Origin of the sequence: Sphingobium phenoxybenzoativorans, from assembly GCF_018286635.1 — a bacterium.
GTDB lineage: Bacteria > Pseudomonadota > Alphaproteobacteria > Sphingomonadales > Sphingomonadaceae > Sphingobium > Sphingobium phenoxybenzoativorans.
Genome location: NZ_CP073910.1, coordinates 4058135 through 4077863, shown reverse-complemented (window position 1 = coordinate 4077863; position 19729 = coordinate 4058135). Strand labels below are relative to the sequence as shown.

The following is a 19729-nucleotide window of genomic DNA, read 5'->3' as shown; positions in this document are numbered from 1 at the left end:
GGGATAACTAAGTCAGGCTGCTTAAGCACAGGGGAAATGGGAACGCCAGCCCTACTTCGCAGAATCATTTTGCAAAATTGCAAAACTTTTGCGGCCATTTTCCGGGATGACTTGCGAAGTGACGCTGGGTCAGCCTGCTATTGCACAACTCAGCGCGGCGCGGCTGGTGACGGAGAAAATCTCCGGGTCGTCGAGCGCGCGCAGCTTGTAGAGGAAACGGTCCACCGTCATGTCCCGCATGTCGGCGTTCCGCACCGAGGCGAAGGATTTGAGCTGGCGTAGCTGATTGATGCTCAGCCGGTCGACCATCCGTTCCGCCATGCACCCGGCCATGCGGGGAGACAGCCCCGCCTCGATCAGATTGGCGCGGACTCTCGCCTCTGGAGAGACGGTCGCACATCCGGCGAGAAGCAGGGCGGGAACTGCGGCGAGCGCGGCGATGCGGGGGAGTGAAACGGCCATGGCCATGCTATGCCACAGCCAAGCTGAACAGGGCTTTTACGGATGCGCCGCGGATGGCGGCGTCGAGAGAAGGAATGGGCATGGACCGGATTTTCGCAGAATTTTCCCATAAGGTGGCGAGCTGGGCGGGGCGGCCGGGCGCGTTCATGGTGGCGCTGGCCGTTGTGCTGATCTGGGGCTGCACCGGGCCGCTTTTCCATTATTCCGACACCTGGCAACTGGTCATCAACACCGGCACGACGATTGTCACCTTCCTGATGGTGTTCCTGATCCAGAACGCCCAGAACCGGGATGCTGCGGCGATCCAGGCGAAGCTGGACGAGCTGATCCGGGCCAGCCGCAGCGCCCGCAACGGCTTTATCGGCATAGAGCATCTGACCGAGGCGCAGCTTCAACAGATCAGCGCCGCGCTGGAGAAGAATAATGACGACGATGCAAAGCACAGCAAATTGCTGCTGGACCGGGTGATCCAGCGGCGGTGAGGGATCAAGCGGCGGCGGCCTGACGGTTGAGTTGCCGATAGGCCCGGACCTTTGCGGTATATTCCCTGGCCAGCCCCTCATGAGCGGCCCGGCTTTCAGGGCTGTCGGCGATCGCAGCGCGGAGCAAAGACATCTGCTGACGATGCAGAAGATAGTTCACGTCCAACATGTTCGGCCTCCTCCTAACGCAGATTCGGAATTGAGGTCTTGGGCCGGTGGTCCGGCTCCCTGTCATTGGAGATGGCCGCGACACCATCCTGCTGCGAAGTCTAGCATGGGGAATATGGTTAACGCGAGTCACGTTCATCCCGGACTCGGTGCAACCCAACCCGGCATTTATGGGAAAAATGCGTTAACCAAGCGATTTCAACGGCAAAGCGGCCGAACCGGACAGCGTTTCTGATCCCCCTGCGGCGAGCGACTCGGCCATGACCGGGCGGCATGGGAATGATATCCCGCCGACTCGGCGGGGCCGGAGAGTTGCGGGCGGGCGCGGATAGGGCGCGGGCAGGGCGATGGGGGCGGTGTTTCGCCCGCCCCCGATGCCGGTCCAATCCGCCATTCCGGCCATAGATTCCGTCCATAGATTCCCGGCCGCGCATTCCGGCGCGCATTCGGGCGCGCATTCCGGCCAGTCCGCATCCTACTCGCAGCGTATATCGTTCTTGTCGATCGCACGGCCGGCAATCGCGCCGCCCGCGCCGCCCAGGATGGTGCCCAGCGTCTTGCTGCCGCCCGGCGCGATGACATTACCGAGCACGCCGCCGGCGATCGCGCCGACGATGGTGCCGGTGGTGCCGTCATCCCGCTTGCAATAATAGCTGCCGTCATTGCCGCGATAGATCTGGTCATTGTCGCGCAGATAGCGGGGCGGGCGGCCGTCCCGGTCCCGCCTGTCGCCCCGATAGCCGTCGCCCCGGTAGCGGTCGCCGCGATGATCGCCCCGGTCCCGGTCCCGATAGCCATAGTCGCCGCGCGGCCGGTCATTATAGCCGTCCGAGACGCAGGCGGTGAGGGGCAGGGCCGCGACGATGGCGGCGGCAAGGATGGGGGCGCGCATGACATGCTCTCCGTTGAAATGGTGCCGGTAAAATCCGGCAGCCCGAAATGGCGGCCGGAGGAAAATGGTGGGCGGGAGGCGGCGGAGGCGGAGAAGCCCGGCGGACGGGGCGGCTGGATCGCCGCGCCCCCTGCCGCGCCTCTTGTCCGCCGCTCCCTCGCCCGCTGCGCCGGTCAGACCGTTGGCGCGGTGGGCGGCGCGCGGTTGGGGACGGGCGCGGGGGCGGGAGCCGGCGCGGTGGCCGGGTTGTTCGCGATGTGCGCGTCGCTGAGGCGGCTCTTAAGATCGTCGGTGAAGCCCTTGAGCGCGCCCGATTCATAAAGCTTCTTGCCCGCGAAACCGATAAGGGCGCCGGCGATAATGGTTCTGAGCATCTGTATCGCTCCTATGTGCGAGGGGGTTGAGGCCGATGGGGTGTGGAACCGATGGGCTGTGGACAGGGGGGTAACGGTCCGGGGCGGCGGGGGTTCCGTGGGGGCGGGGTCTTGTGCAGCTTCCTCCGTTCGGCCCTTCGACAGGCTCAGGGCGAACGGCAAATCGCTATGCAACCGCCCGGCGCAGCATGGTTCCGGCCAGAACGAGAAACGCGATGCCGCCCCTAATCGATGAGGGTTTCGAACCAGGGCGTTTTCATCCACTTCGCCCGCAGCGCCTCATCCTGTTCCCGCTGCGCCGCGATCTGCGCATCCACGCCGGCCTCCAGCACGGCCATTTCCTCGTCCGTCAGCGTGCGCTCATAATCGAGATGATACCAATATTCGCCAAATTCCTCCCCGTCGAAGCCGGGCGGCGGCGGGAAACGGGTGCGCCACTCATCGGCCTTCGCGTCACGCCAGACAGGCTCGTCCCGCGGCCCGGCGCCCCGCCATATGGCCGGTTCCTTCCAGATCTCATCGTCGCATTCCAGCCCCAGCGCCGCCCGGACGGCATTGGGAAGTTGCGGAAGTTGCGGGTTGCCATCGTCATCATCTTCGTCCGTTTCCGGCTCCGGCTCCGGCTCTGGGGCGATCCGGACAAGGCCGGACGCCTCCGCCCGTTGCCATTGCTCGCCGGTCCAGTCCTTCCGCCGGTCGACGTCCAGGTCGGATATGTCGACCTCCGCCGCCATCGCCGCGCCGGTGCGCACGAAGCGGTCGGCGCGGGCGAGGGCGACGACGGGGGCGAGGTCCGGCGTGACGCCGGCGGCATTCGCCTCCGCCCGGCCATAAAGGAACAGGGCGGCGCGGGCCGGGCTGTCGCTGTCCAGCACGGACAGGAAGGCGTCGAATTCCTGCGCGACCATGCGGGCGGCCTGGTGCGTCCCCTCCCGCGCCTGCGCATCGGCCAGCCGGTCAAGCCGGGTCAGCATGGCGGTGGCGAGGCGATTGTCATAGCGGTGCCGCTCCACCACGTCGCCATTGGCGCGGGTGATCGTCTCGGTCTGCCCCTCGATCGCGCGGACCATCAGCGTGTCGGCGAGCTTCTGCCGCGCGAGCAGCAGCGCCGCGTCCCAGCCAAGCGCGAAGGCGGTCCCGGTGGCGCGGCGGCGGAAATTATAGGCGGACTGATGCGTCATGCCGACGATGCGGCAGGCGGCCTCCACGCTGTGTCCCTCCGCCAAGGATTCCAGGAAGCTGCGCTGGCGGGCGGCGGTCCAGCCGTCGGCGCGGGTTGGGGTGGTGGCGTCGGGTGGCGGGGATGCGGCGCCGGAGGGGGCAGCGGCGGGAGATGGCGCGTGGGGAGGTGACGCGGCGGGCGATGAGACGTGCGACGATGCGGCGGCCGGTATGTCTGAGGCAGGGGCGGGCGGGGCGGCGGAGTCCGTGCCGGGAGGCGCTGCGCGGGAGTGGGTTTTAGCGGGGGAGGTTTTGCTGGGCTTGGTTTTGCCGGAGGGGGTTTTGCCGGAGAGGGTTTTGCCGGGTGCTGCTTTGCCGGATTGGGCGGGGGGATAAGGAGCGGGCGGGACGCGATGCGCTTCCTCCTCCGCTGCTTGCTCTGCGGCGCGCCGGGCCTGGAAAGCGGCCTCTGCCTCCGCAAATTCGGCGTCGCTGTCATAGTCCCAGGGCACGGGGCCGTTCGCCATGACGGCGGCGCGCTCCTCATCGGTCAGATCATTCCAATAGGCCGGGGGCCGGTGGGCAGGGGGATTAGGCATGGCTGTCCTCTCTGATCGCAAAGACGCAGGTGGACAGGATAGGTATGCGATTTTTGGGGGTGTAGGACAGGGGGTGGGAGGCGTCAGGGGTATTGCTGGCGGGTGTGTTTGACGGCGAGTATTTCTATGGCGTGGGCGGCAACGCGATAGACGAGAATATAATTGGGCGTGACGAGGGCTTCGCGTGTGCCGGGCACGCGGCCTGTGCGATACATATAGGGATGGTTGGGTAGCTGGCCGGCAGTATGGCGGATGGCCTCTCCGATCCGCCCGGCGGCGGACGGGTTCTGAACCTCTATGAAGTCTAGTATGTTCTCAAGATCATCGAGCGCCTCCGGGTGCCAGATGAGCGCCAGCATCAGAGCTGTTTTCGCCGGTCAATGATGGCCTGCATCCGCGCCATAACTTCGTCATGGGGGATGCCCGGCTTGTCCGACGCCATCCGCGCCTCGACAGTGGCCCGGAACCACGCGTCATAGGCTTCCGCTTCCTCGGTCGTCGCGAATTCGGACTCGATGGAGGTAAGCTTGGTCATGGAGTGACAATATCAGTTGAGGGAAGGCATGCCAATATTGAGTCGCGAGTGAAGCATGCAAACTAAAAATAGGTCCATTTGCGGCGTTTCTGGAGTTGGTGGAGTTGAGAATATCAGCGAGATTGACGTTGAGACGCGCAATCCGTGGGGGCGAGCATGTCAATTAAAGCTGAACTTCGATTCACAGGTGGTGAATCCGATAAAGGGAAGATTGAATTTTATGATGTGGCTCAAGCGTTAATTGGCTTTGAGCGCTCCTTAGCAATAACTGCTCACGCTGTCCTCAATGGAGAGGTGATCACCCAGGCGCCTAGCTTGCGCGGCGCTCGTCTACTTGTGGAACCTCCTGAAGCTGGAAGTTGGAAGATTGTTGCTGGAATTGTCGGCACTGTCTGGGCTGCGGGCCAAGCATCACATGATTCCGTTGTTGGTCACATTATGTATTCTGCATACGACTACGTAATATCAGGATCGCTAGGTGTCCATGTCGACTTTGATAAGAGTCTCGGGCAATTAATCGAGGAATCCAAAGAAAAAAATATTGGCATTCCAGAATTAAATGAAAATAGACTGGATAGTGTTATTGAAAAATGTGAAGTTGCTATCAAAAATTTACATAGACCAATGGTGCAGTCTCAGAGTGCTGATCAGGCAGATGTAAAATTTATAGTACCACGTGGTACTATGATGTTATCGACAATACTAGATAGAGGAACCTATGACTATATATCTCAAACAAAAGAAATACCCGAATCTGTAGAAATATCCGGATTTGTGACGAGCTATAATTCTAATACTTATAAAGGAAGAATTTTCACTGTTGAGGATCAACGGCCAATCCCGTTTGAACTTTCCGAAGAAGCTCAAATTTATGAAAGTATCAATCTTGTTACTGCAAGTCTGAGATCTAATGCATTGGCTCGATCTCGAGGAGAAGCTAAAATATACATGATCGCTAGAAAACTAGTCAGTCCCTCAGGCGTAATAAAAAAATACATAGCTTACAGTGTAAGTAACAGCAGTATGTCCGGGTCTATATGACTGTAGCTTCACTCCGCCGCCACACTCTCCAACCCCAGCAGCGGCGCGAGGTAGTGCCCGGTGAATGACCGCGGCTCCTTCGCCACCTTTTCCGGCGTCCCTTCCGCAACAACTTCGCCGCCCTTCACTCCGCCCTCCGGTCCCATGTCGATGATCCAGTCGGCGGTCTTGATGACGTCGAGATTATGTTCGATCACGACCACGCTGTTGCCCTGTTCGACGAGGGCGTGGAGGACTTCGAGCAGCTTGCGGACATCCTCGAAATGCAGGCCGGTGGTGGGTTCGTCGAGGATGTAGAGCGTGTTGCCGGTGGCTCTCCGGCTCAGTTCCTTGGCGAGTTTCACGCGCTGGGCCTCGCCGCCCGACAGGGTCGTCGCCTGCTGGCCGACCTTGACGTAGCCCAGGCCCACTTCGGCCAGCATCGCCATCTTGTCGCGGATCGGCGGGACGGCCTTGAAGAATTCCACCGCGTCCTCGACCGTCATGTCCAGCACGTCGGCGATGCTCTTGCCCTTGAACTTCACCTCCAGCGTCTCGCGGTTGTAGCGCGCGCCGTGGCACACGTCGCAGGTGACGTAGACGTCAGGGAGGAAGTGCATCTCTATCTTCAGCACGCCGTCGCCCTGGCACGCCTCGCACCGGCCGCCCTTCACGTTGAAGCTGAAGCGGCCGGGCTTGTAGCCGCGCGCCTGCGCTTCGGGGAGGCCCGCGAACCAGTCGCGGATGTTGGTGAAGGCGCCGGTGTAGGTGGCGGGGTTGGAGCGCGGGGTGCGGCCAATGGGCGACTGGTCGATGTCGATCACCTTGTCGCAATGTTCCAGGCCCGTCACCTTGTCATGCGCGCCGGCGATGATGCGCGCGCCGTTCAGCGCACGGGCCGACGCGGCGTAAAGCGTGTCGATTGTGAAGCTGGACTTGCCCGATCCGCTGACGCCGGTGATGCAGGTGAAGGTGCCGAGCGGGATGCTGGCCGTGACGCCGCGCAGATTGTTGGCGCGGGCGTTGTGGACGGTGAGCTTCTTGCCGGAGCCCTTGCGGCGCTTGGGCGGCACGTCGATGCGGCGGGTGCCGTTCAGATAATCGGCGGTGACGCTGTCCTTGTGCGCCAGCAGTTCGGGCAGGGTGCCCTGCGCGACGATGCTGCCGCCGTGGACGCCCGCGCCCGGCCCCATGTCGACGATATAGTCGGCGGTGCGGATCGCATCCTCGTCATGCTCGACGACGATGACGGTGTTGCCGAGGTCGCGCAGGCGCTTGAGGGTGATGAGCAGCCGGTCATTGTCCCGCTGGTGCAGGCCGATGCTGGGCTCGTCGAGCACGTAGAGCACGCCGGAGAGGCCGGAGCCGATCTGCGACGCGAGGCGGATGCGCTGGCTCTCGCCGCCCGACAGGGTGCCGGATGTGCGGTCGAGGTTCAGATAGTCGAGGCCGACATTGTTGAGGAAGCCGAGCCGCTCGACGATTTCCTTGAGGATGGCCTTGGCGATCTGGTTCTGCTGATCGTTCAAATGCGCGGGGAGGGTCGAGAAGAAGCCGAGCGCGTCCACCACCGAGCGGCGGGTGGAGATGGAGATGTCCTCGCCCGCGATCTTGACCGCGCGGGCCTCCGGCTTCAGGCGCGCGCCCTCGCAGGTCTCGCAGGGCTGGGCGGTCTGATATTTGCCAAGCTCCTCGCGCATCCAGGCGCTCTCGGTCTGGAGCATGCGGCGGTTGAGATTGCCGATGACGCCCTCGAACGGCTTCTTCACCTCATAGGACTTCTTGCCGTCGACGAAGCGCAGGGTGACGGGCTTGCCGCCGGTGCCGTGCAGGATGATGAGCTGAACCTCGCCGGGCAGGTCCTTCCACGGCGTGTCGAGGGAGAAGCCGAACTCCTTCGCCAGCGAGGCGAGCACCTGCATATAATAGGGGCTGGGCGGGTTGGACTTGGCCCAGGGGACGATCGCGCCCTTCTTGAGCGAAAGGTCCTCATTGGGGACGACGAGCTGCTGGTCGAACTCCAGCTTCTCGCCGAGGCCATCGCAGGCGGGGCAGGCGCCCTGGGGGGCGTTGAAGGAGAAGAGGCGGGGCTCGATCTCCGGAATGGTGAAGCCGGAGACGGGGCAGGCGAATTTTTCGGAAAAGACGATGCGGTTGGCGGGGATGCCGGCGTTTTTCATGCCTTTCTTAAGCCCCTCCCCTTCAGGGGAGGGGTTTGGGGTTGGGGGTGTCCCCAAACGCTGCGTCTCCTCGACAGGCCCCACCCCCGGCCCCTCCCCTGAAGGGGAGGGGAGTTTGAGGTCCGCAACCGTCCCATCGGCCAGATCCACATAAGCCAACCCATCGGCCAGCTTCAGCGCCGCCTCGAAGCTCTCGGCCAGGCGCGTCGCCATGTCGGCCTTCACCGCCAGGCGGTCGACGACCACCTCGATGTCATGCTTGTATTTCTTGTCGAGGGCGGGGGCGTCCTCGATCGGGTAGAGTTCGCCGTCGATGCGGACGCGGGTGAAGCCCGCCTTCTGCCATTCGGCCAGTTCCTTGCGATATTCGCCCTTCCGCCCGCGCACCACGGGGGCGAGCAGGTAGAAGCGCGTCCCTTCCGGCAGGGTCATCACGCGGTCGACCATCTGGCTGACCGTCTGCGCGCTGATGGGGAGGCCCGTGACGGGCGAATAGGGGATGCCGACCCGCGCCCATAGCAGGCGCATATAGTCGTAAATCTCGGTCACGGTGGCGACGGTGGAGCGCGGATTGCGGCTGGTCGTCTTTTGCTCGATGCTGATCGCCGGGGACAGGCCGTCAATATGCTCGACGTCCGGCTTCTGCATCATCTCCAGAAACTGGCGCGCATAGGCGGAGAGGGACTCCACATAGCGCCGCTGCCCCTCGGCATAGATGGTGTCGAAGGCGAGCGACGACTTGCCCGACCCCGAAAGCCCGGTGATCACGATCAGGCTGTCGCGGGGCAGATCGACATCCACGCCCTTAAGGTTGTGCTCGCGCGCCCCGCGCACGGAAATATGAGTCAGCATTCGGAACACCGATGCTTTTTGATATGAGTCAGCATGTAGGAGCTTGTTCCAGATTTGTTCTATCGGGGCAAGGGGGTTGCAACGGCATATGGGTGGCATTCGCCGCAGGCGCAATGCGCCGCGCCGCGATCCGGTGCGGCGGGGGTTTTACTGATGCCGGGCGTAGCGCGCACCGAGGGCGTGGCGGCGCGACAAATGGTGCCGTCAATCACCGCACCATGCGGAAGCAGGTCCTGATTTCCTCGACGAAGCTGGCGGGTTGTTCGAAGGCGGCGAAGTGGCCGCCCTTTGCCGGTTCGCTCCAGTGGATGAGGTTGCGGTGCAGGCGCTCCACCCAGCGGCGGGAGGGGCGGAGCACTTCCTTGGGATAAAGGGTGACGCCGGCGGGAAGGCTGGTGACGCCGAGCGTGGCGGCGTCCAGCATGCTTTCCCAATAGAGCCGGGCGGCCGATGCGCCGGTGCCTGGCAGCCAGTAGAGCATGATATTGTCGAGGATTTCGTCGCGGGTCAGCACCGCACCGATGTCGCCGTCCACCCATGCGGTCAGCTTCTCGTAAATCCAGGCGGCCTGGAACAGCGGGGAGTCGACAAGGCCGTAGCCGACCGTCTGGGGCCGGGTGCGCTGGAGCATGGAATAGCCCGACCCGTCGGCTATGAAATGGTCGAAGGCGGCGGCGCTGGCGGCTTCCTCCCTGGTCCAGTCCGCCTGCTCCTGCGGGTTGGGGAAGGCGAGCGGCATGTTCAGGTGGATCGCCAGGCATTCCGGCGGATGGATGACCCCGATGGCCGTGGTGACGAGCGACCCCCAGTCCCCGCCCTGCGCGACGAAACGGTCATAGCCGAGCCGCTTCATGAGGGCGATCCAGCAGCGGGCGATGCGTTGCACGCCCCATCCCGCCTTTTCCGGAATGCCGGAGAAGCCGTGTCCGGGCAGGGAGGGAATGACGACATGAAAGGCATCGGCCGCATCGCCGCCATGCGCGACAGGATCAGTCAGCGGGCCGATGACTTTCAGAAATTCGATGACCGATCCCGGCCAGCCATGCGTCAGGATGAGCGGCATGGCGCCGGGGTGCGGCGATTTCACATGCAGGAAATGGATGTCGAGATCGTCTATCCGCGTGCGATATTGGCCGAGGGCGTTGAGCCGCGCCTCGCACCGGCGCCAGTCATAGCCATCGGCCCAATAGGCGCACAGGCTCTGCAGATCGTCGCGCTGAACGCCCTGGGAGGCATCGCCGACCGTCTCGCGCTCCGGCCAGCGCGCGTTGCGCAGGCGGGCGCGCAGATCGTCCAGCGCGCTTTCGGGGATGGCGAGGCGGTACGGCTCTATGGCGGGCATGACAGTCGTTCAGCCTTATTTGCATGCAATATTGCGATTTACTGCCGGTAATTTCGACTAAGCGCAATATTTTTTGGATGTGTGCATGCATGTTCGTGAGGCGACATGCGCCCTGCAACGGTTCGCCCCTTCCTTAAAGAAAAAAGCAGCAAAGTTGATTGTTTTCCAAAGAGGATAACGCATACTCCGATTCGGATTCTCGCTTTGTATGGCGGGTATCGGGTTGAGCTTGAAAAGAGCCGACTGTGACAGGAGAGGTGAGTGTGAAAAGCGCGTCAATACAGCATGACAATGGACATTCTCGCCGGCGCTGGGCGCTTGCGGCCGCGTCGGCCCTCGCCATGGCCGGCATGGCGCTTACGGCATGTACGCCCGGACCGGCCACGGAAAAGCAGGCTGTAGCGGAACCCGGTCACTGGGCCGAACAGTTGATCGAGGGACTGGATCACCCCTGGGCGATGACATGGCTGCCCAATGGCGACATGCTGATCACCGAGCGGCCGGGGCGGCTGCGCGTCGTGCGCAACGGCGTGCTGGACCCCAAGCCGATCGAGGGCACGCCCGAAGTGCTGAACACAAGCATCTTCGACGGGCTGCTGGATGTGAAGCCGGACCCGGACTTCGCGTCCAACCAGACGCTGTTCTTCACCTTCGTCACCGGCACCGACAGCGCCCGCACCGGATCCATCCTGAAAGCGCGGCTGGATGGCCACACGCTGGTCGACCAGAAAGTGATCTTCAGCACGTCCGCGCCAGCCCCTCCGGGCGGCCCCAGCATCATGCGCATCCTGTTCATGCCGGACAAGACGATGCTGGTCGGCGTCGGGTCGGGCGGTCAGGGCAGCCGCGGCATGGTCCAGCGGCTGGACAATCAGTCGGGCAAGATCATTCACCTGAACCGGGATGGCAGCGCGGTCGCCAATGGGCCGTTCAGCAAGGAGGCGGGCGCCCGGCCGGAGCTGTGGGCCATCGGCTTCCGCAATTCGGCGGGCATCGCGCTCGGCTCCGACGGCAATGTCTGGACAATCGACATCGGGCCGAAGGGCGGCGACGAGCTTAATCTGGTCAAGCCGGGCGGCAATTATGGCTGGCCGCTGGTAAGCTGGGGCTTCGATTATTCCGGCCGGGCGATGTCCGACATGCAGGACGGGCCGGATTTCGTCGATCCCGTGGCGGTCTGGTCGCCCTCGCGCGCGCCGGGCGACCTGATGGAATATAGCGGCGACCGCTTCCCGCAATGGCGCGGCGACTTTTTCGCCAGCGAACTGATGGGCCATGTGCTGCGCCGCCTGCGCGTGCAGGACGGCAAGGTGGTGCAGGAGGAGGCGCTGCTCAGCGACCTGCGCGAGCGCATCCGGTCCGCCGCGATGGGGCCGGACGGCTATATCTACGTCATCACCGATTCCGCCAAGGGCCGGTTGCTGCGCCTGCGCCCCGGCAAGCCGGACAAGGCGGAAAGCGGCCGGGTCGCCAAGCCCTACGCCCTGCCCAGCGGCGGCAATATGGTCGAGGATTTCGCGCGGCGCGGCGTGTATCAGGAGAAATATACGCAGGTGCTGTTCGCCTTCAAATATGACGAGGCGAAGGCCAAGACGCTGTTCGGCCAGAATTGCTCAAGCTGTCACAGCGCGGGCAGCTTCACGACCGGCGAGATCGGGCCGGACCTGAACGGCGTCGCCAAGCGCCGGTCAGGCTCCCTGCCGGGCTTCGCCTATTCGGCCGCGCTGCGCGACCCCAAGACGGCGGTCCAGTGGGATCATGACAGCCTGGTCGCGTTCATAGCGAACCCGCAATCCTATTATCCGGGGACGAAGATGATGACCGCGCCGATCGACGATCTGGAAACGCTGCTGCAGATCACGGCGTTCCTGGAAAAGACCGAGCCGGGCAAGGCGGGGCGCTGACCGGGGAATAGCCTCAGGCGATCTGCAGCGCCTGGGGCAGTTCCCGGCGGAGCGCCTCCACCAGTCCGGTGATCTTGGGCAGCATGTGGCGGCGCTGGGGATAGACGGCCCAGATCGGCTCGTCGTCCGCCCGGTGATCGTCCAGCACAAGCGTCAGGCGGCCGCTGGCGAGGTGGGGCAGGATGTAAAATTCGGGAAGCTGGCACAGGCCCATGCCCGCCAGCGCCGCGTCCACCACGGCCGCGCCGCTGTTGCAGCGCCAGCGGCCCCTGGGCCTGTGCGTGCTCCTGCGCCCGCGATGGGTGAAGTGCCAGGTGGTCGACGTGCCCGCAAGGCACTGGTGCCGGTCGAGATCGGCCAGGCTGACCGGGGTGCCGTGCGCGGCGAGATAGTCCGGCGAGGCGCAGGTATAGAGGGTGCGCGAGGCGATGCGGGTGGCGATGAGGCGGCTGTCGGGCAGGTGGCCGGTGCGGATGGCGACGTCATAGCCCTCCGCCACCAGATCGACGAGGCGGTTGGTGAGTTCCAGCGTCACGTTGAGGCGGGGATTGGCGATCGCGAAAGCGCGCAGGATGGGCGCGACGAACCGCTCGCCCATGGCATTGGAGCAAGTGACGCGCAGGTCGCCCTGCGGCTCGTCCTGCTCGTTCATCAGGGCAATGACCTCATCCCGCTCCTGGATCATCCGGGTGCAGTGATCGAGGAATATGCGGCCCGCGTCGGTCAGGCGGACGGAGCGGGTGGTGCGGTGGAAAAGCTGCGCCTGCATCCGGTTTTCAAGGCGGGCGACGGCGCGGCTCATATGCGAGGTGGACACGCCCATCACCGCCGCGCCGCCGGAGAAGGTCCCGGCGGCGGCGACCGCGGCGAATTCGTCGAAACCGTCCCATGCGGCCATGCCCGGATTATCCCTGTACGGTTATAATGAATTGCAGATTCCGCCCTTTATCACCTTCTGTGCAACAGCTACAAACCCGCCCACATCGATTTGGAGTAGCCCCATGAAAACCCGCGCCGCCGTAGCCTTCGAAGCGAAAAAGCCCCTGGAGATCGTCGAGGTCGACCTGGAGGGACCGAAGGCGGGCGAGGTGCTGGTGGAGATCATGGCGACGGGCATCTGCCACACCGACGCCTATACGCTGGACGGCTTTGACAGCGAGGGCATCTTCCCCTCGATCCTGGGGCATGAGGGCGCGGGGATCGTGCGCGAGGTGGGCGCGGGTGTGACCAGCGTGACGCCGGGCGACCATGTGATCCCGCTCTACACGCCGGAATGCCGCCAGTGTAAGTCCTGCCTGTCGGGCAAGACCAACCTGTGCACCGCGATCCGCGCGACGCAGGGCAAGGGGCTGATGCCCGACGGGACGAGCCGCTTTTCCTACAAGGGGCAGACGATCTTTCACTATATGGGCTGCTCCACCTTCTCCAACTTCACGGTGCTGCCGGAGATCGCGGTGGCGAAGATCCGCGAGGACGCACCGTTCAAGACGAGCTGCTATATCGGCTGCGGCGTGACGACCGGCGTCGGCGCGGTCGTCAACACCGCCAAGGTGCAGGTGGGCGACAATGTGGTGGTGTTCGGGCTGGGCGGCATCGGCCTGAACGTCATCCAGGGCGCGCGCCTCGCGGGCGCGGGCAAGATTGTGGGCGTGGACATTAACCCCGACCGCGAGGAATGGGGCCGCAAGTTCGGCATGACCGACTTCCTGAACAGCAAGGGTATGTCGCGCGAGGATGTCGTCGCGAAGGTCGTGGAGATGACCGATGGCGGCGCGGACTACACGTTCGACGCGACCGGCAATACCGAGGTCATGCGCACCGCGCTGGAAGCCTGCCATCGCGGCTGGGGCACATCGATCATCATCGGCGTGGCGGAAGCGGGCAAGGAGATTTCCACCCGCCCGTTCCAGCTCGTCACCGGCCGCAACTGGCGCGGCACGGCGTTCGGCGGGGCGAAGGGGCGGACGGACGTGCCCAAGATCGTCGACATGTATATGACCGGCAAGATCGAGATCGACCCGATGATCACCCATGTCATGGGCCTGGAGGATATCAACAAGGGTTTCGACTTGATGCACGAAGGCAAGAGCATCAGAAGCGTGGTGTTGTTCTGACAACCTTACTCTGAATCGACAGCGAGAGGAGATATCCGATGTTCAGCCATGTGGTGCTTGGCGCCAATGATCTTGAGAAATCCAAGACATTCTATGACGCAGTGATCGGCGCGCTGGGCGGCGGGCCGGCCATACCCGTCGATGAAAACCGCTTCATGTATATGCATAATGGCGGGATGCTGATGATCACCAAGCCGGTGAACGGCGAGCCGGCATGCCATGCGAATGGCGGCACGCTGGGCTTCGCCATGGCGTCGGCCGAACAGACGGATGCGTGGCACGCGGCCGGGATAGCGGCGGGCGGCTCCACCTGCGAGGACCCGCCGGGCGTGCGCGAGGGCAGCTTCGGGCCGATGTATCTCGCCTATATGCGGGACCCGGCCGGCAACAAGCTGTGCGCCATATATCGGGACGCCTGAGCTGATGGGGCTGGAAAGCGTATCGACGAACAAGGCGTTCGGCGGGGTGCAGGGCGTATATCGCCACGCCTCCGCCGCGACGGGCACGGACATGACCTTTTCCGTGTTCGTGCCCGACCATGCGCCGGGGGCCAAGCTGCCGGTCGTGTGGTATCTTTCCGGCCTTACCTGCACCCACGCCAATGTAACGGAGAAGGGCGAGTTTCGCCGCGCCTGCGCCGAACATGGCCTGATCTTCGTTGCGCCCGACACTTCGCCGCGGGGCCCCGACCTGAACGGGAACGCCGTGGCGGACGATGCGGAAGGGGCCTATGACTTTGGCCTTGGCGCGGGTTTCTATGTCGATGCGACGCAGGACCCGTTCGCGCGGCATTACAAGATGTGGTCCTATGTGACGGAGGAGCTTCCCGCGCTGATCGGCGAGGCGTTTCCGGCCGATATGACGCGGCAGTCGATCATGGGCCATTCGATGGGCGGGCATGGCGCGCTGACCATCGGTCTGTCCTTCCCGGAGCGGTTCCGGGCAGTGTCCGCCTTCGCGCCGATCGTCGCGCCGGGGCAGGTTCCCTGGGGGCAGAAGGCGCTGGGCGGCTATCTGGGCGATGACAAGGCGGCATGGCGCAGGCATGATGCCGTGGCGCTGATCGAGGATGGCGCGCGCGTCCCCGCGCTGCTGGTCGATCAGGGCGGGGCGGACCAGTTTCTGGAGAAGGAATTGCGGCCCGAATTGCTGGAGGCGGCGTGCGCGAAGGCGGGGATAGAGCTGCGCCTGACCATTCAGCCGGGCTATGACCACAGCTATTATTTCATCTCCACCTTCATGCCCGCGCATCTGCAATGGCATGCGGAGCGGCTGAAAGGGTGATCGGATGAGCGCGGCGTTGCTGGAAACCTATTATTCGGCGTTCAATGCGGGCGACAAGGCGGCGATGCTGGCGACCCTCGCCCCCGACGTGCTGCACGAGCCGAGCCAGGGACAGGCGCGGGTCGGGATCGCCGCGTTCGGCGACTTCTGGGACCATATGGCGCGCTGTTACCGGGAGGCGGTGGTCGATCCGGTGTTCATGGTGTCCGCCGACGGCGCGCATGGTTCGGCGGAGTTCAAGCTGACCGGCACCTATCTGGAGACCGATGGCGACCTGCCCGCGGCGCGCGGGCAGGACTATGCGCTGCGCGTGGGGGCCTTCTTCGATTTCGCCGACGGGAAGATCGCGCGGGTGAGCAACCATTATAATCTGAACGATTGGCTGGGGCAGGTCGAGTAGGGGAGGGGGCGGATATAGGGCGGGAGGACCGCCCGGCCTTTCCGTTCAGACGTTCAGGGTTTTTCAGGCTCAGGGCTTTTCAGGCTCAGGGCTTTTCAGGCAGGGCAAACCGGACCATCGCCGTCTGCACGGATTCCACCGCCGCGCCATTGGCGTCCCTGGCGGGTTCGGGCCGGTACGATCCCGGCAACTGCGTGCAGGATATGTCGCCCAGAGCCTTCATGACATGGGCCGGTTGTGCAGCATCATGCTGCATCGGCGCGCAGCGCAGAATGTCGCCGGCGGGGCCGACCAGCAATCCCACCTGGGAATAGGAGGGGTTGGCCGCGCCTTCCGGCAGGCTGTCCACCGTCAGCGTCATGACGCTTCTGTTCGGCCGGGGCGGCATGTTCCGGTTCTTCACCCGGAAGGCGATCATCCCTTCGTAGACACCGAAGGTTGGCCGCCCCTGTTCATCGGTCGCCGGTTGAAACTGCGCCCGCGCCTGCAACGCCGCGCATATGGCGCTGTCGATGGCCGACCGCCCCCGCGTGGTGCAGCGGACAACGGTCCCCTGAGGGGAGACGACAAGCCGGTACAGCGCATAACCGCGCTCATTGGATGCCGCCGCCTTTTCCGGATAATCCCTAGCCGTGATCTGCAGCGAATTGGCGACGGGTTGCGCGGCGGCCATGGCGGACGCCATCAGCGCGAGACCCAGCATGGCGATCATCTCCCATCATGTGCAAGCGGCGGCTTCGTCCGACTGATGGACAGGCGGCGGGCCGGGGGCAATCCCATTTGCGGGAGAAATGTCGATAATGGGGGGGAGATGCCATTGCTCACCGCAATAGACTGCCGTCATCCCGGACTTGATCCGGGATCCAAGAGCGCAAGCTTTCGCGCAGTCATGCTTCGGAGAGCCAGTGGATCCCGCATCAGGTGCGGGATGACGGAACAGGGTGGGAAGCGGACTGCGGGTTTTTCGAAGACGCCGTGTTCCTGCGAACGCAGGAACCCAGGGTGCAGTAGTGCGACATAACCCTAGGCTCCTGCTTTCGCAGGAGCACAAAGCTATTCAAAAGGTCCGCTTATGGTCGAAGATGGCGCCGTTATTCGTCATCCCGGCGAAAGCCGGGACCCATCTCGCCTTCGACGGGCGGCTGGCGAGGGGGAGATATGGGTCCCGGCTTTCGCCGGGATGACGGCCAATAGCAGAGCGGGACTTTGCACTTTTGGTCGTTCGCCGACATTTTCAATTTGCCGCTGCGGGGGAACCGGGGTCCTGCCTCTTGCCTGACTGGCGGGGCAACAGGATCGCGGATCACGTCCGGGATGACGATGGCGGCGTATGTGGCGTGTTCGGGCGATTGATGGCGCGAAAAAGGGCGGCCCTTTCGGGACCGCCCTTTCGCTTGTCCGGTGAACCGGAAGAAAGCTTACTTGAGCTCGACGGTCGCGCCGGCTTCTTCAAGCTGCTTCTTGACCTTCTCGGCCTCGTCCTTGCTGACGCCTTCCTTGATCGCCTTCGGAGCCGATTCCACGAGGGTCTTGGCTTCGGTCAGGCCCAGGCCGGTGATGGCGCGGACTTCCTTGATGACGTTGATCTTCTTGCCGCCGTCGCCGGTCAGGATGACGTCGAATTCGGTCTGCTCTTCAGCAGCCGGGGCAGCGGCGCCACCGGCAGCGGCCGGGCCGGCTACGGCGACGGCAGCGGCGGCGGAAACGCCCCACTTCTCTTCCAGAGCCTTGGAAAGCTCAGCGGCTTCGAGGACGGTCAGGGCCGAGAGCTGGTCGACCAGTGCATTGATGTCTGCCATTTTCATATTCCTAATGTCTGCGGGGGCGGACCCCCAGGATTACAACTGAACGATAGGGCGCTTATGCGGCTTCTTTTTCCGCATAGGCGTTGAATACCCGCGCGAGCTGCGCAGCCGGCGCCTGGGTGACGGTCGCGAGCTTGGTCGCCGGGGCCACAAGCAGGCCGACGATCTTCGCACGCAGTTCATCCAGCGACGGCATCGATGCGAGCGCCTTCACGCCGTTCGCATCGAGCAGCACTTCGCCCATCGCGCCGCCAACGATCTCAAGCTTGTCGTTGGTCTTGGCGAAATCGATCGCAACCTTGGCGGCGGCGACCGGATCGGACGAAGAAGCAAGACCCACAGGGCCGGTCAGCATAGAGCCGATGGCGGCGTAAGGGGTGCCCTCGATCGCGATCTTGGCGAGGCGGTTCTTCGTAACCTTGTAGGACGCGCCCGCTTCCCGCATCTTCTGGCGCAGGACGGTCGACTGTGCGACGGTCATGCCGAGATTGCGCGTCACGATGACGACGCCCATCTCGCTCAGATTGGCGTTCAGCGCGGAAACGACCTCAGCTTTCTGATTACGATCCATGCCATTCTCCACTTCATGCCCCCCCGGAACAGCCCGGAGGGCGGCAAAACCCGCACGGCAGCGCACGCGCCGCCAGGCGGGGACTTAAAGTCCGAAGGGGAGAGGTTGACGGCCCATATCGTCCGCAAGGGAACGGCAGGCAGACCCGGACGGCAAAAGCGCGCCCGGCGAAGAACTTTTCCCCGTCTAGGCTGGACATTAAGAAGGGCAGATTCCCTTCACCAACTGTCTCGGACGGACGCACCCCGAAGGATGCGGTGGCGGGCCTTTAGCGGGATGAGGGCGGTTTGTCACGTGTTTTGTGGGGGTATCGTCAGCCGGGGATGAGGAATGCGGCACACTATCGTCACCCCGGGCTTGACCCGGGGTCCCGCTGCTCTGTCAGTTGATGCGTTCGAACATATCACGCCAGTCCGGGTTGCCACGCTCAATCAGATCAAACTTCCATTGGCGCCGCCAGCGTTTGATGCGCTTCTCATGCGCTATACATTCCACAATATTGTCACCGCGTTCTGCCCAAACCAACCGTAGCAGCCCATATCTGGCGCAGAAATCGGAACCGGATCCAGAGCGATGCTGGTGAATGCGGGAGGGAAGATCGGAAGTAACGCCGACATACATAGCACCGCGATACCGATCGGCCATGATATAGACCCATCCGCCCTGCTGCGTTTTTGCCATTTCACGAGTTTCAGAAAAGCGGGACCCCGGGTCAAGCCCGGGGTGACGAAGAGTGGGAGATGCGTTTTCTATTGCAGACGTTCGCCCAAAGCTTTCCGGCGCACTGGAAAGTCATCGCGGGGCCGCCTAAGAAAAAGGCCCCATCCTTGCGGACGGGGCCTTTTCATGTCTGGTCATGAGCCGGCGGCTCAGCGCATCGGATCAGGCCGAGGCGACTTCCGATACGTCGACCTTCACGCCCGGACCCATGGAGGAGGACAGGGCGATCTTGCGGACATACTTGCCCTTCGAGCCGGTCGGCTTCGCCTTCACGATCGCGTCGACGAAGGCGTCGAAATTCTTGCGCAGGTCAGCGGCCGAGAAGCTCGCCTTGCCCAGACCGGCGTGGATGATGCCGGCCTTTTCGACGCGGAATTCGATCTGACCGCCCTTGGCGGCCTTCACGGCTTCGGCGACGTTCGGGGTCACGGTGCCCAGCTTCGGGTTCGGCATCAGGCCCTTGGGACCCAGCACCTTGCCGAGACGGCCGACCAGGCCCATCATGTCCGGCGTCGCGATGACGCGCTGGAAATCGATGTTGCCGGCCTGGATGCTCTCCAGCAGGTCTTCCGCGCCAACCACGTCAGCGCCGGCGGCGGTCGCCGCATCGGCCTTGTCGCCACGGGCGAACACGGCGACGCGCACGGTCTTGCCGGTGCCGGCGGGCAGGGTGACGACGCCGCGGACCATCTGGTCGGCGTGGCGGGGATCGACGCCCAGGTTGATCGCCACCTCGACGCTCTCGTCGAACTTGGCGGTCGCGTGGGTCTTGATCAGCGCCAGCGCCTCATCGACGCCGTGCAGCTTGTCCTTGTCGATGGCGGCTGCGAGGGCCTTTGCCTTCTTCGTGATCTTCGCCATGTC

22 protein-coding genes are annotated in these 19729 nt (G+C 63.8%); 7 read left to right on the top strand and 15 right to left on the bottom strand.

The features are described from left to right. Nucleotides 1-129: 129 nt before the first annotated feature. A complete protein-coding gene (locus tag KFK14_RS20270; RefSeq protein WP_070156987.1) occupies nt 130-462 on the bottom strand; it encodes a hypothetical protein in 333 nt (110 codons plus the stop codon). An 80-nt stretch (nt 463-542) separates the two neighbouring features. On the opposite strand from KFK14_RS20270, the gene KFK14_RS20265 reads away from it, so the two are divergent. Next, complete coding sequence (locus tag KFK14_RS20265; protein WP_212608967.1) at nt 543-944, top strand: low affinity iron permease family protein; 402 nt, start codon at nt 543-545, stop codon at nt 942-944. 4 nt (nt 945-948) lie between these two features. On the opposite strand, the gene KFK14_RS20260 is transcribed toward KFK14_RS20265, so the two are convergent. From KFK14_RS20260 to relB, 6 genes are all read right to left on the bottom strand, one after another. Beyond that, a complete protein-coding gene (locus tag KFK14_RS20260) occupies nt 949-1113 on the bottom strand; it encodes a hypothetical protein (protein WP_171905887.1) in 165 nt (54 codons plus the stop codon). 474 nt (nt 1114-1587) lie between these two features. Next, nucleotides 1588-2004 (bottom strand): glycine zipper 2TM domain-containing protein, encoded by a 417-nt coding sequence (locus KFK14_RS20255; RefSeq protein WP_212608966.1) that lies wholly within the window; start codon nt 2002-2004, stop codon nt 1588-1590. 173 nt (nt 2005-2177) lie between these two features. Beyond that, nucleotides 2178-2378, bottom strand: coding sequence for a hypothetical protein (locus tag KFK14_RS20250; protein ID WP_212608965.1), 201 nt, complete (start codon nt 2376-2378; stop codon nt 2178-2180). Nucleotides 2379-2602: 224 nt separating this feature from the next. Then, a complete protein-coding gene (locus KFK14_RS20245) occupies nt 2603-4138 on the bottom strand; it encodes a hypothetical protein (RefSeq protein ID WP_212608964.1) in 1536 nt (511 codons plus the stop codon). An 83-nt stretch (nt 4139-4221) separates the two neighbouring features. Continuing rightward, on the bottom strand, nt 4222-4497 hold the full coding sequence (locus KFK14_RS20240) for a type II toxin-antitoxin system RelE/ParE family toxin (protein ID WP_139139438.1): 276 nt from the start codon (nt 4495-4497) through the stop codon (nt 4222-4224). Then, nucleotides 4497-4673, bottom strand: a complete 177-nt coding sequence (gene relB, locus KFK14_RS20235) for a type II toxin-antitoxin system RelB family antitoxin (RefSeq protein ID WP_212608963.1) — start codon at nt 4671-4673, stop codon at nt 4497-4499. The genes KFK14_RS20240 and relB overlap by 1 nt, the downstream gene beginning before the upstream one ends. 156 nt (nt 4674-4829) lie before the next feature. On the opposite strand from relB, the gene KFK14_RS20230 reads away from it, so the two are divergent. Then, nucleotides 4830-5714: a DUF7946 domain-containing protein gene (locus KFK14_RS20230; RefSeq protein ID WP_212608962.1), complete on the top strand. Its 885-nt coding sequence runs from the start codon at nt 4830-4832 to the stop codon at nt 5712-5714. An 8-nt stretch (nt 5715-5722) separates the two neighbouring features. Here the strand turns inward: KFK14_RS20230 and uvrA are convergent, their stop codons facing one another. Further along, nucleotides 5723-8725, bottom strand: coding sequence for an excinuclease ABC subunit UvrA (uvrA, locus tag KFK14_RS20225; protein WP_212608961.1), 3003 nt, complete (start codon nt 8723-8725; stop codon nt 5723-5725). A 208-nt stretch (nt 8726-8933) separates the two neighbouring features. Continuing rightward, the gene (locus tag KFK14_RS20220) at nt 8934-10067 is read right to left on the bottom strand and encodes an epoxide hydrolase family protein (protein ID WP_212608960.1); all 1134 of its coding nucleotides are present in this window, start codon (nt 10065-10067) and stop codon (nt 8934-8936) included. Between the two features lie 263 nt (nt 10068-10330). On the opposite strand from KFK14_RS20220, the gene KFK14_RS20215 reads away from it, so the two are divergent. After that, on the top strand, nt 10331-11971 hold the full coding sequence (locus KFK14_RS20215; RefSeq protein WP_212608959.1) for a PQQ-dependent sugar dehydrogenase: 1641 nt from the start codon (nt 10331-10333) through the stop codon (nt 11969-11971). Nucleotides 11972-11984: 13 nt separating this feature from the next. Here the strand turns inward: KFK14_RS20215 and KFK14_RS20210 are convergent, their stop codons facing one another. Then, nucleotides 11985-12869, bottom strand: coding sequence for a LysR family transcriptional regulator (locus KFK14_RS20210; RefSeq protein WP_212608958.1), 885 nt, complete (start codon nt 12867-12869; stop codon nt 11985-11987). 103 nt (nt 12870-12972) lie between these two features. On the opposite strand from KFK14_RS20210, the gene KFK14_RS20205 reads away from it, so the two are divergent. From KFK14_RS20205 to KFK14_RS20190, 4 genes are read left to right on the top strand one after another with little or no spacing between them, the layout of a single operon-like run. Then, a complete protein-coding gene (locus KFK14_RS20205; protein WP_212608957.1) occupies nt 12973-14085 on the top strand; it encodes an S-(hydroxymethyl)glutathione dehydrogenase/class III alcohol dehydrogenase in 1113 nt (370 codons plus the stop codon). Between the two features lie 38 nt (nt 14086-14123). Continuing rightward, nucleotides 14124-14504, top strand: a complete 381-nt coding sequence (locus tag KFK14_RS20200) for a VOC family protein (RefSeq protein WP_070158199.1) — start codon at nt 14124-14126, stop codon at nt 14502-14504. Nucleotides 14505-14514: 10 nt separating this feature from the next. Continuing rightward, a complete protein-coding gene (gene fghA, locus KFK14_RS20195) occupies nt 14515-15369 on the top strand; it encodes an S-formylglutathione hydrolase (protein WP_212611245.1) in 855 nt (284 codons plus the stop codon). A 4-nt stretch (nt 15370-15373) separates the two neighbouring features. Next, nucleotides 15374-15769 (top strand): nuclear transport factor 2 family protein, encoded by a 396-nt coding sequence (locus tag KFK14_RS20190; RefSeq protein ID WP_212608956.1) that lies wholly within the window; start codon nt 15374-15376, stop codon nt 15767-15769. A gap of 85 nt (nt 15770-15854) precedes the next feature. Here the strand turns inward: KFK14_RS20190 and KFK14_RS20185 are convergent, their stop codons facing one another. The 5 genes from KFK14_RS20185 to rplA all read right to left on the bottom strand — a co-directional run bounded on the left by KFK14_RS20185 (nt 15855) and on the right by rplA (nt 19726). Next, nucleotides 15855-16481 (bottom strand): energy transducer TonB, encoded by a 627-nt coding sequence (locus KFK14_RS20185; protein WP_212608955.1) that lies wholly within the window; start codon nt 16479-16481, stop codon nt 15855-15857. A gap of 706 nt (nt 16482-17187) precedes the next feature. Next, complete coding sequence (rplL, locus tag KFK14_RS20180) at nt 17188-17568, bottom strand: 50S ribosomal protein L7/L12 (protein WP_070157190.1); 381 nt, start codon at nt 17566-17568, stop codon at nt 17188-17190. Between the two features lie 61 nt (nt 17569-17629). Continuing rightward, the gene (gene rplJ, locus KFK14_RS20175) at nt 17630-18145 is read right to left on the bottom strand and encodes a 50S ribosomal protein L10 (protein WP_212608954.1); all 516 of its coding nucleotides are present in this window, start codon (nt 18143-18145) and stop codon (nt 17630-17632) included. A gap of 381 nt (nt 18146-18526) precedes the next feature. Further along, nucleotides 18527-18826 carry a GIY-YIG nuclease family protein gene (locus KFK14_RS20170; RefSeq protein ID WP_212608953.1) on the bottom strand — a complete coding sequence of 100 codons (300 nt, stop codon included), beginning with the start codon at nt 18824-18826 and terminating at the stop codon, nt 18527-18529. A gap of 201 nt (nt 18827-19027) precedes the next feature. Next, nucleotides 19028-19726 (bottom strand): 50S ribosomal protein L1, encoded by a 699-nt coding sequence (gene rplA, locus KFK14_RS20165; RefSeq protein WP_212608952.1) that lies wholly within the window; start codon nt 19724-19726, stop codon nt 19028-19030. Between the last annotated feature and the right edge of the window lie 3 nt (nt 19727-19729).

What these genes read in the sequence shown, in the direction of transcription:
- rplJ (WP_212608954.1), bottom strand. Translation starts at nt 18,145, where the DNA reads ATGGATCGTAATCAGAAAGCTGAGGTCGTTTCCGCGCTGAACGCCAAT.
- KFK14_RS20220 (WP_212608960.1), bottom strand. Translation starts at nt 10,067, where the DNA reads ATGCCCGCCATAGAGCCGTACCGCCTCGCCATCCCCGAAAGCGCGCTG.
- KFK14_RS20260 (WP_171905887.1), bottom strand. Translation starts at nt 1,113, where the DNA reads ATGTTGGACGTGAACTATCTTCTGCATCGTCAGCAGATGTCTTTGCTC.
- KFK14_RS20205 (WP_212608957.1), top strand. Translation starts at nt 12,973, where the DNA reads ATGAAAACCCGCGCCGCCGTAGCCTTCGAAGCGAAAAAGCCCCTGGAG.
- KFK14_RS20245 (WP_212608964.1), bottom strand. Translation starts at nt 4,138, where the DNA reads ATGCCTAATCCCCCTGCCCACCGGCCCCCGGCCTATTGGAATGATCTG.
- KFK14_RS20210 (WP_212608958.1), bottom strand. Translation starts at nt 12,869, where the DNA reads ATGGCCGCATGGGACGGTTTCGACGAATTCGCCGCGGTCGCCGCCGCC.
- relB (WP_212608963.1), bottom strand. Translation starts at nt 4,673, where the DNA reads ATGACCAAGCTTACCTCCATCGAGTCCGAATTCGCGACGACCGAGGAA.
- rplA (WP_212608952.1), bottom strand. Translation starts at nt 19,726, where the DNA reads ATGGCGAAGATCACGAAGAAGGCAAAGGCCCTCGCAGCCGCCATCGAC.
- KFK14_RS20190 (WP_212608956.1), top strand. Translation starts at nt 15,374, where the DNA reads ATGAGCGCGGCGTTGCTGGAAACCTATTATTCGGCGTTCAATGCGGGC.
- KFK14_RS20240 (WP_139139438.1), bottom strand. Translation starts at nt 4,497, where the DNA reads ATGCTGGCGCTCATCTGGCACCCGGAGGCGCTCGATGATCTTGAGAAC.
- KFK14_RS20230 (WP_212608962.1), top strand. Translation starts at nt 4,830, where the DNA reads ATGTCAATTAAAGCTGAACTTCGATTCACAGGTGGTGAATCCGATAAA.
- KFK14_RS20255 (WP_212608966.1), bottom strand. Translation starts at nt 2,004, where the DNA reads ATGCGCGCCCCCATCCTTGCCGCCGCCATCGTCGCGGCCCTGCCCCTC.
- KFK14_RS20200 (WP_070158199.1), top strand. Translation starts at nt 14,124, where the DNA reads ATGTTCAGCCATGTGGTGCTTGGCGCCAATGATCTTGAGAAATCCAAG.
- uvrA (WP_212608961.1), bottom strand. Translation starts at nt 8,725, where the DNA reads ATGCTGACTCATATTTCCGTGCGCGGGGCGCGCGAGCACAACCTTAAG.
- KFK14_RS20270 (WP_070156987.1), bottom strand. Translation starts at nt 462, where the DNA reads ATGGCCGTTTCACTCCCCCGCATCGCCGCGCTCGCCGCAGTTCCCGCC.
- KFK14_RS20170 (WP_212608953.1), bottom strand. Translation starts at nt 18,826, where the DNA reads ATGGCAAAAACGCAGCAGGGCGGATGGGTCTATATCATGGCCGATCGG.
- KFK14_RS20185 (WP_212608955.1), bottom strand. Translation starts at nt 16,481, where the DNA reads ATGATCGCCATGCTGGGTCTCGCGCTGATGGCGTCCGCCATGGCCGCC.
- rplL (WP_070157190.1), bottom strand. Translation starts at nt 17,568, where the DNA reads ATGGCAGACATCAATGCACTGGTCGACCAGCTCTCGGCCCTGACCGTC.
- KFK14_RS20250 (WP_212608965.1), bottom strand. Translation starts at nt 2,378, where the DNA reads ATGCTCAGAACCATTATCGCCGGCGCCCTTATCGGTTTCGCGGGCAAG.
- KFK14_RS20265 (WP_212608967.1), top strand. Translation starts at nt 543, where the DNA reads ATGGACCGGATTTTCGCAGAATTTTCCCATAAGGTGGCGAGCTGGGCG.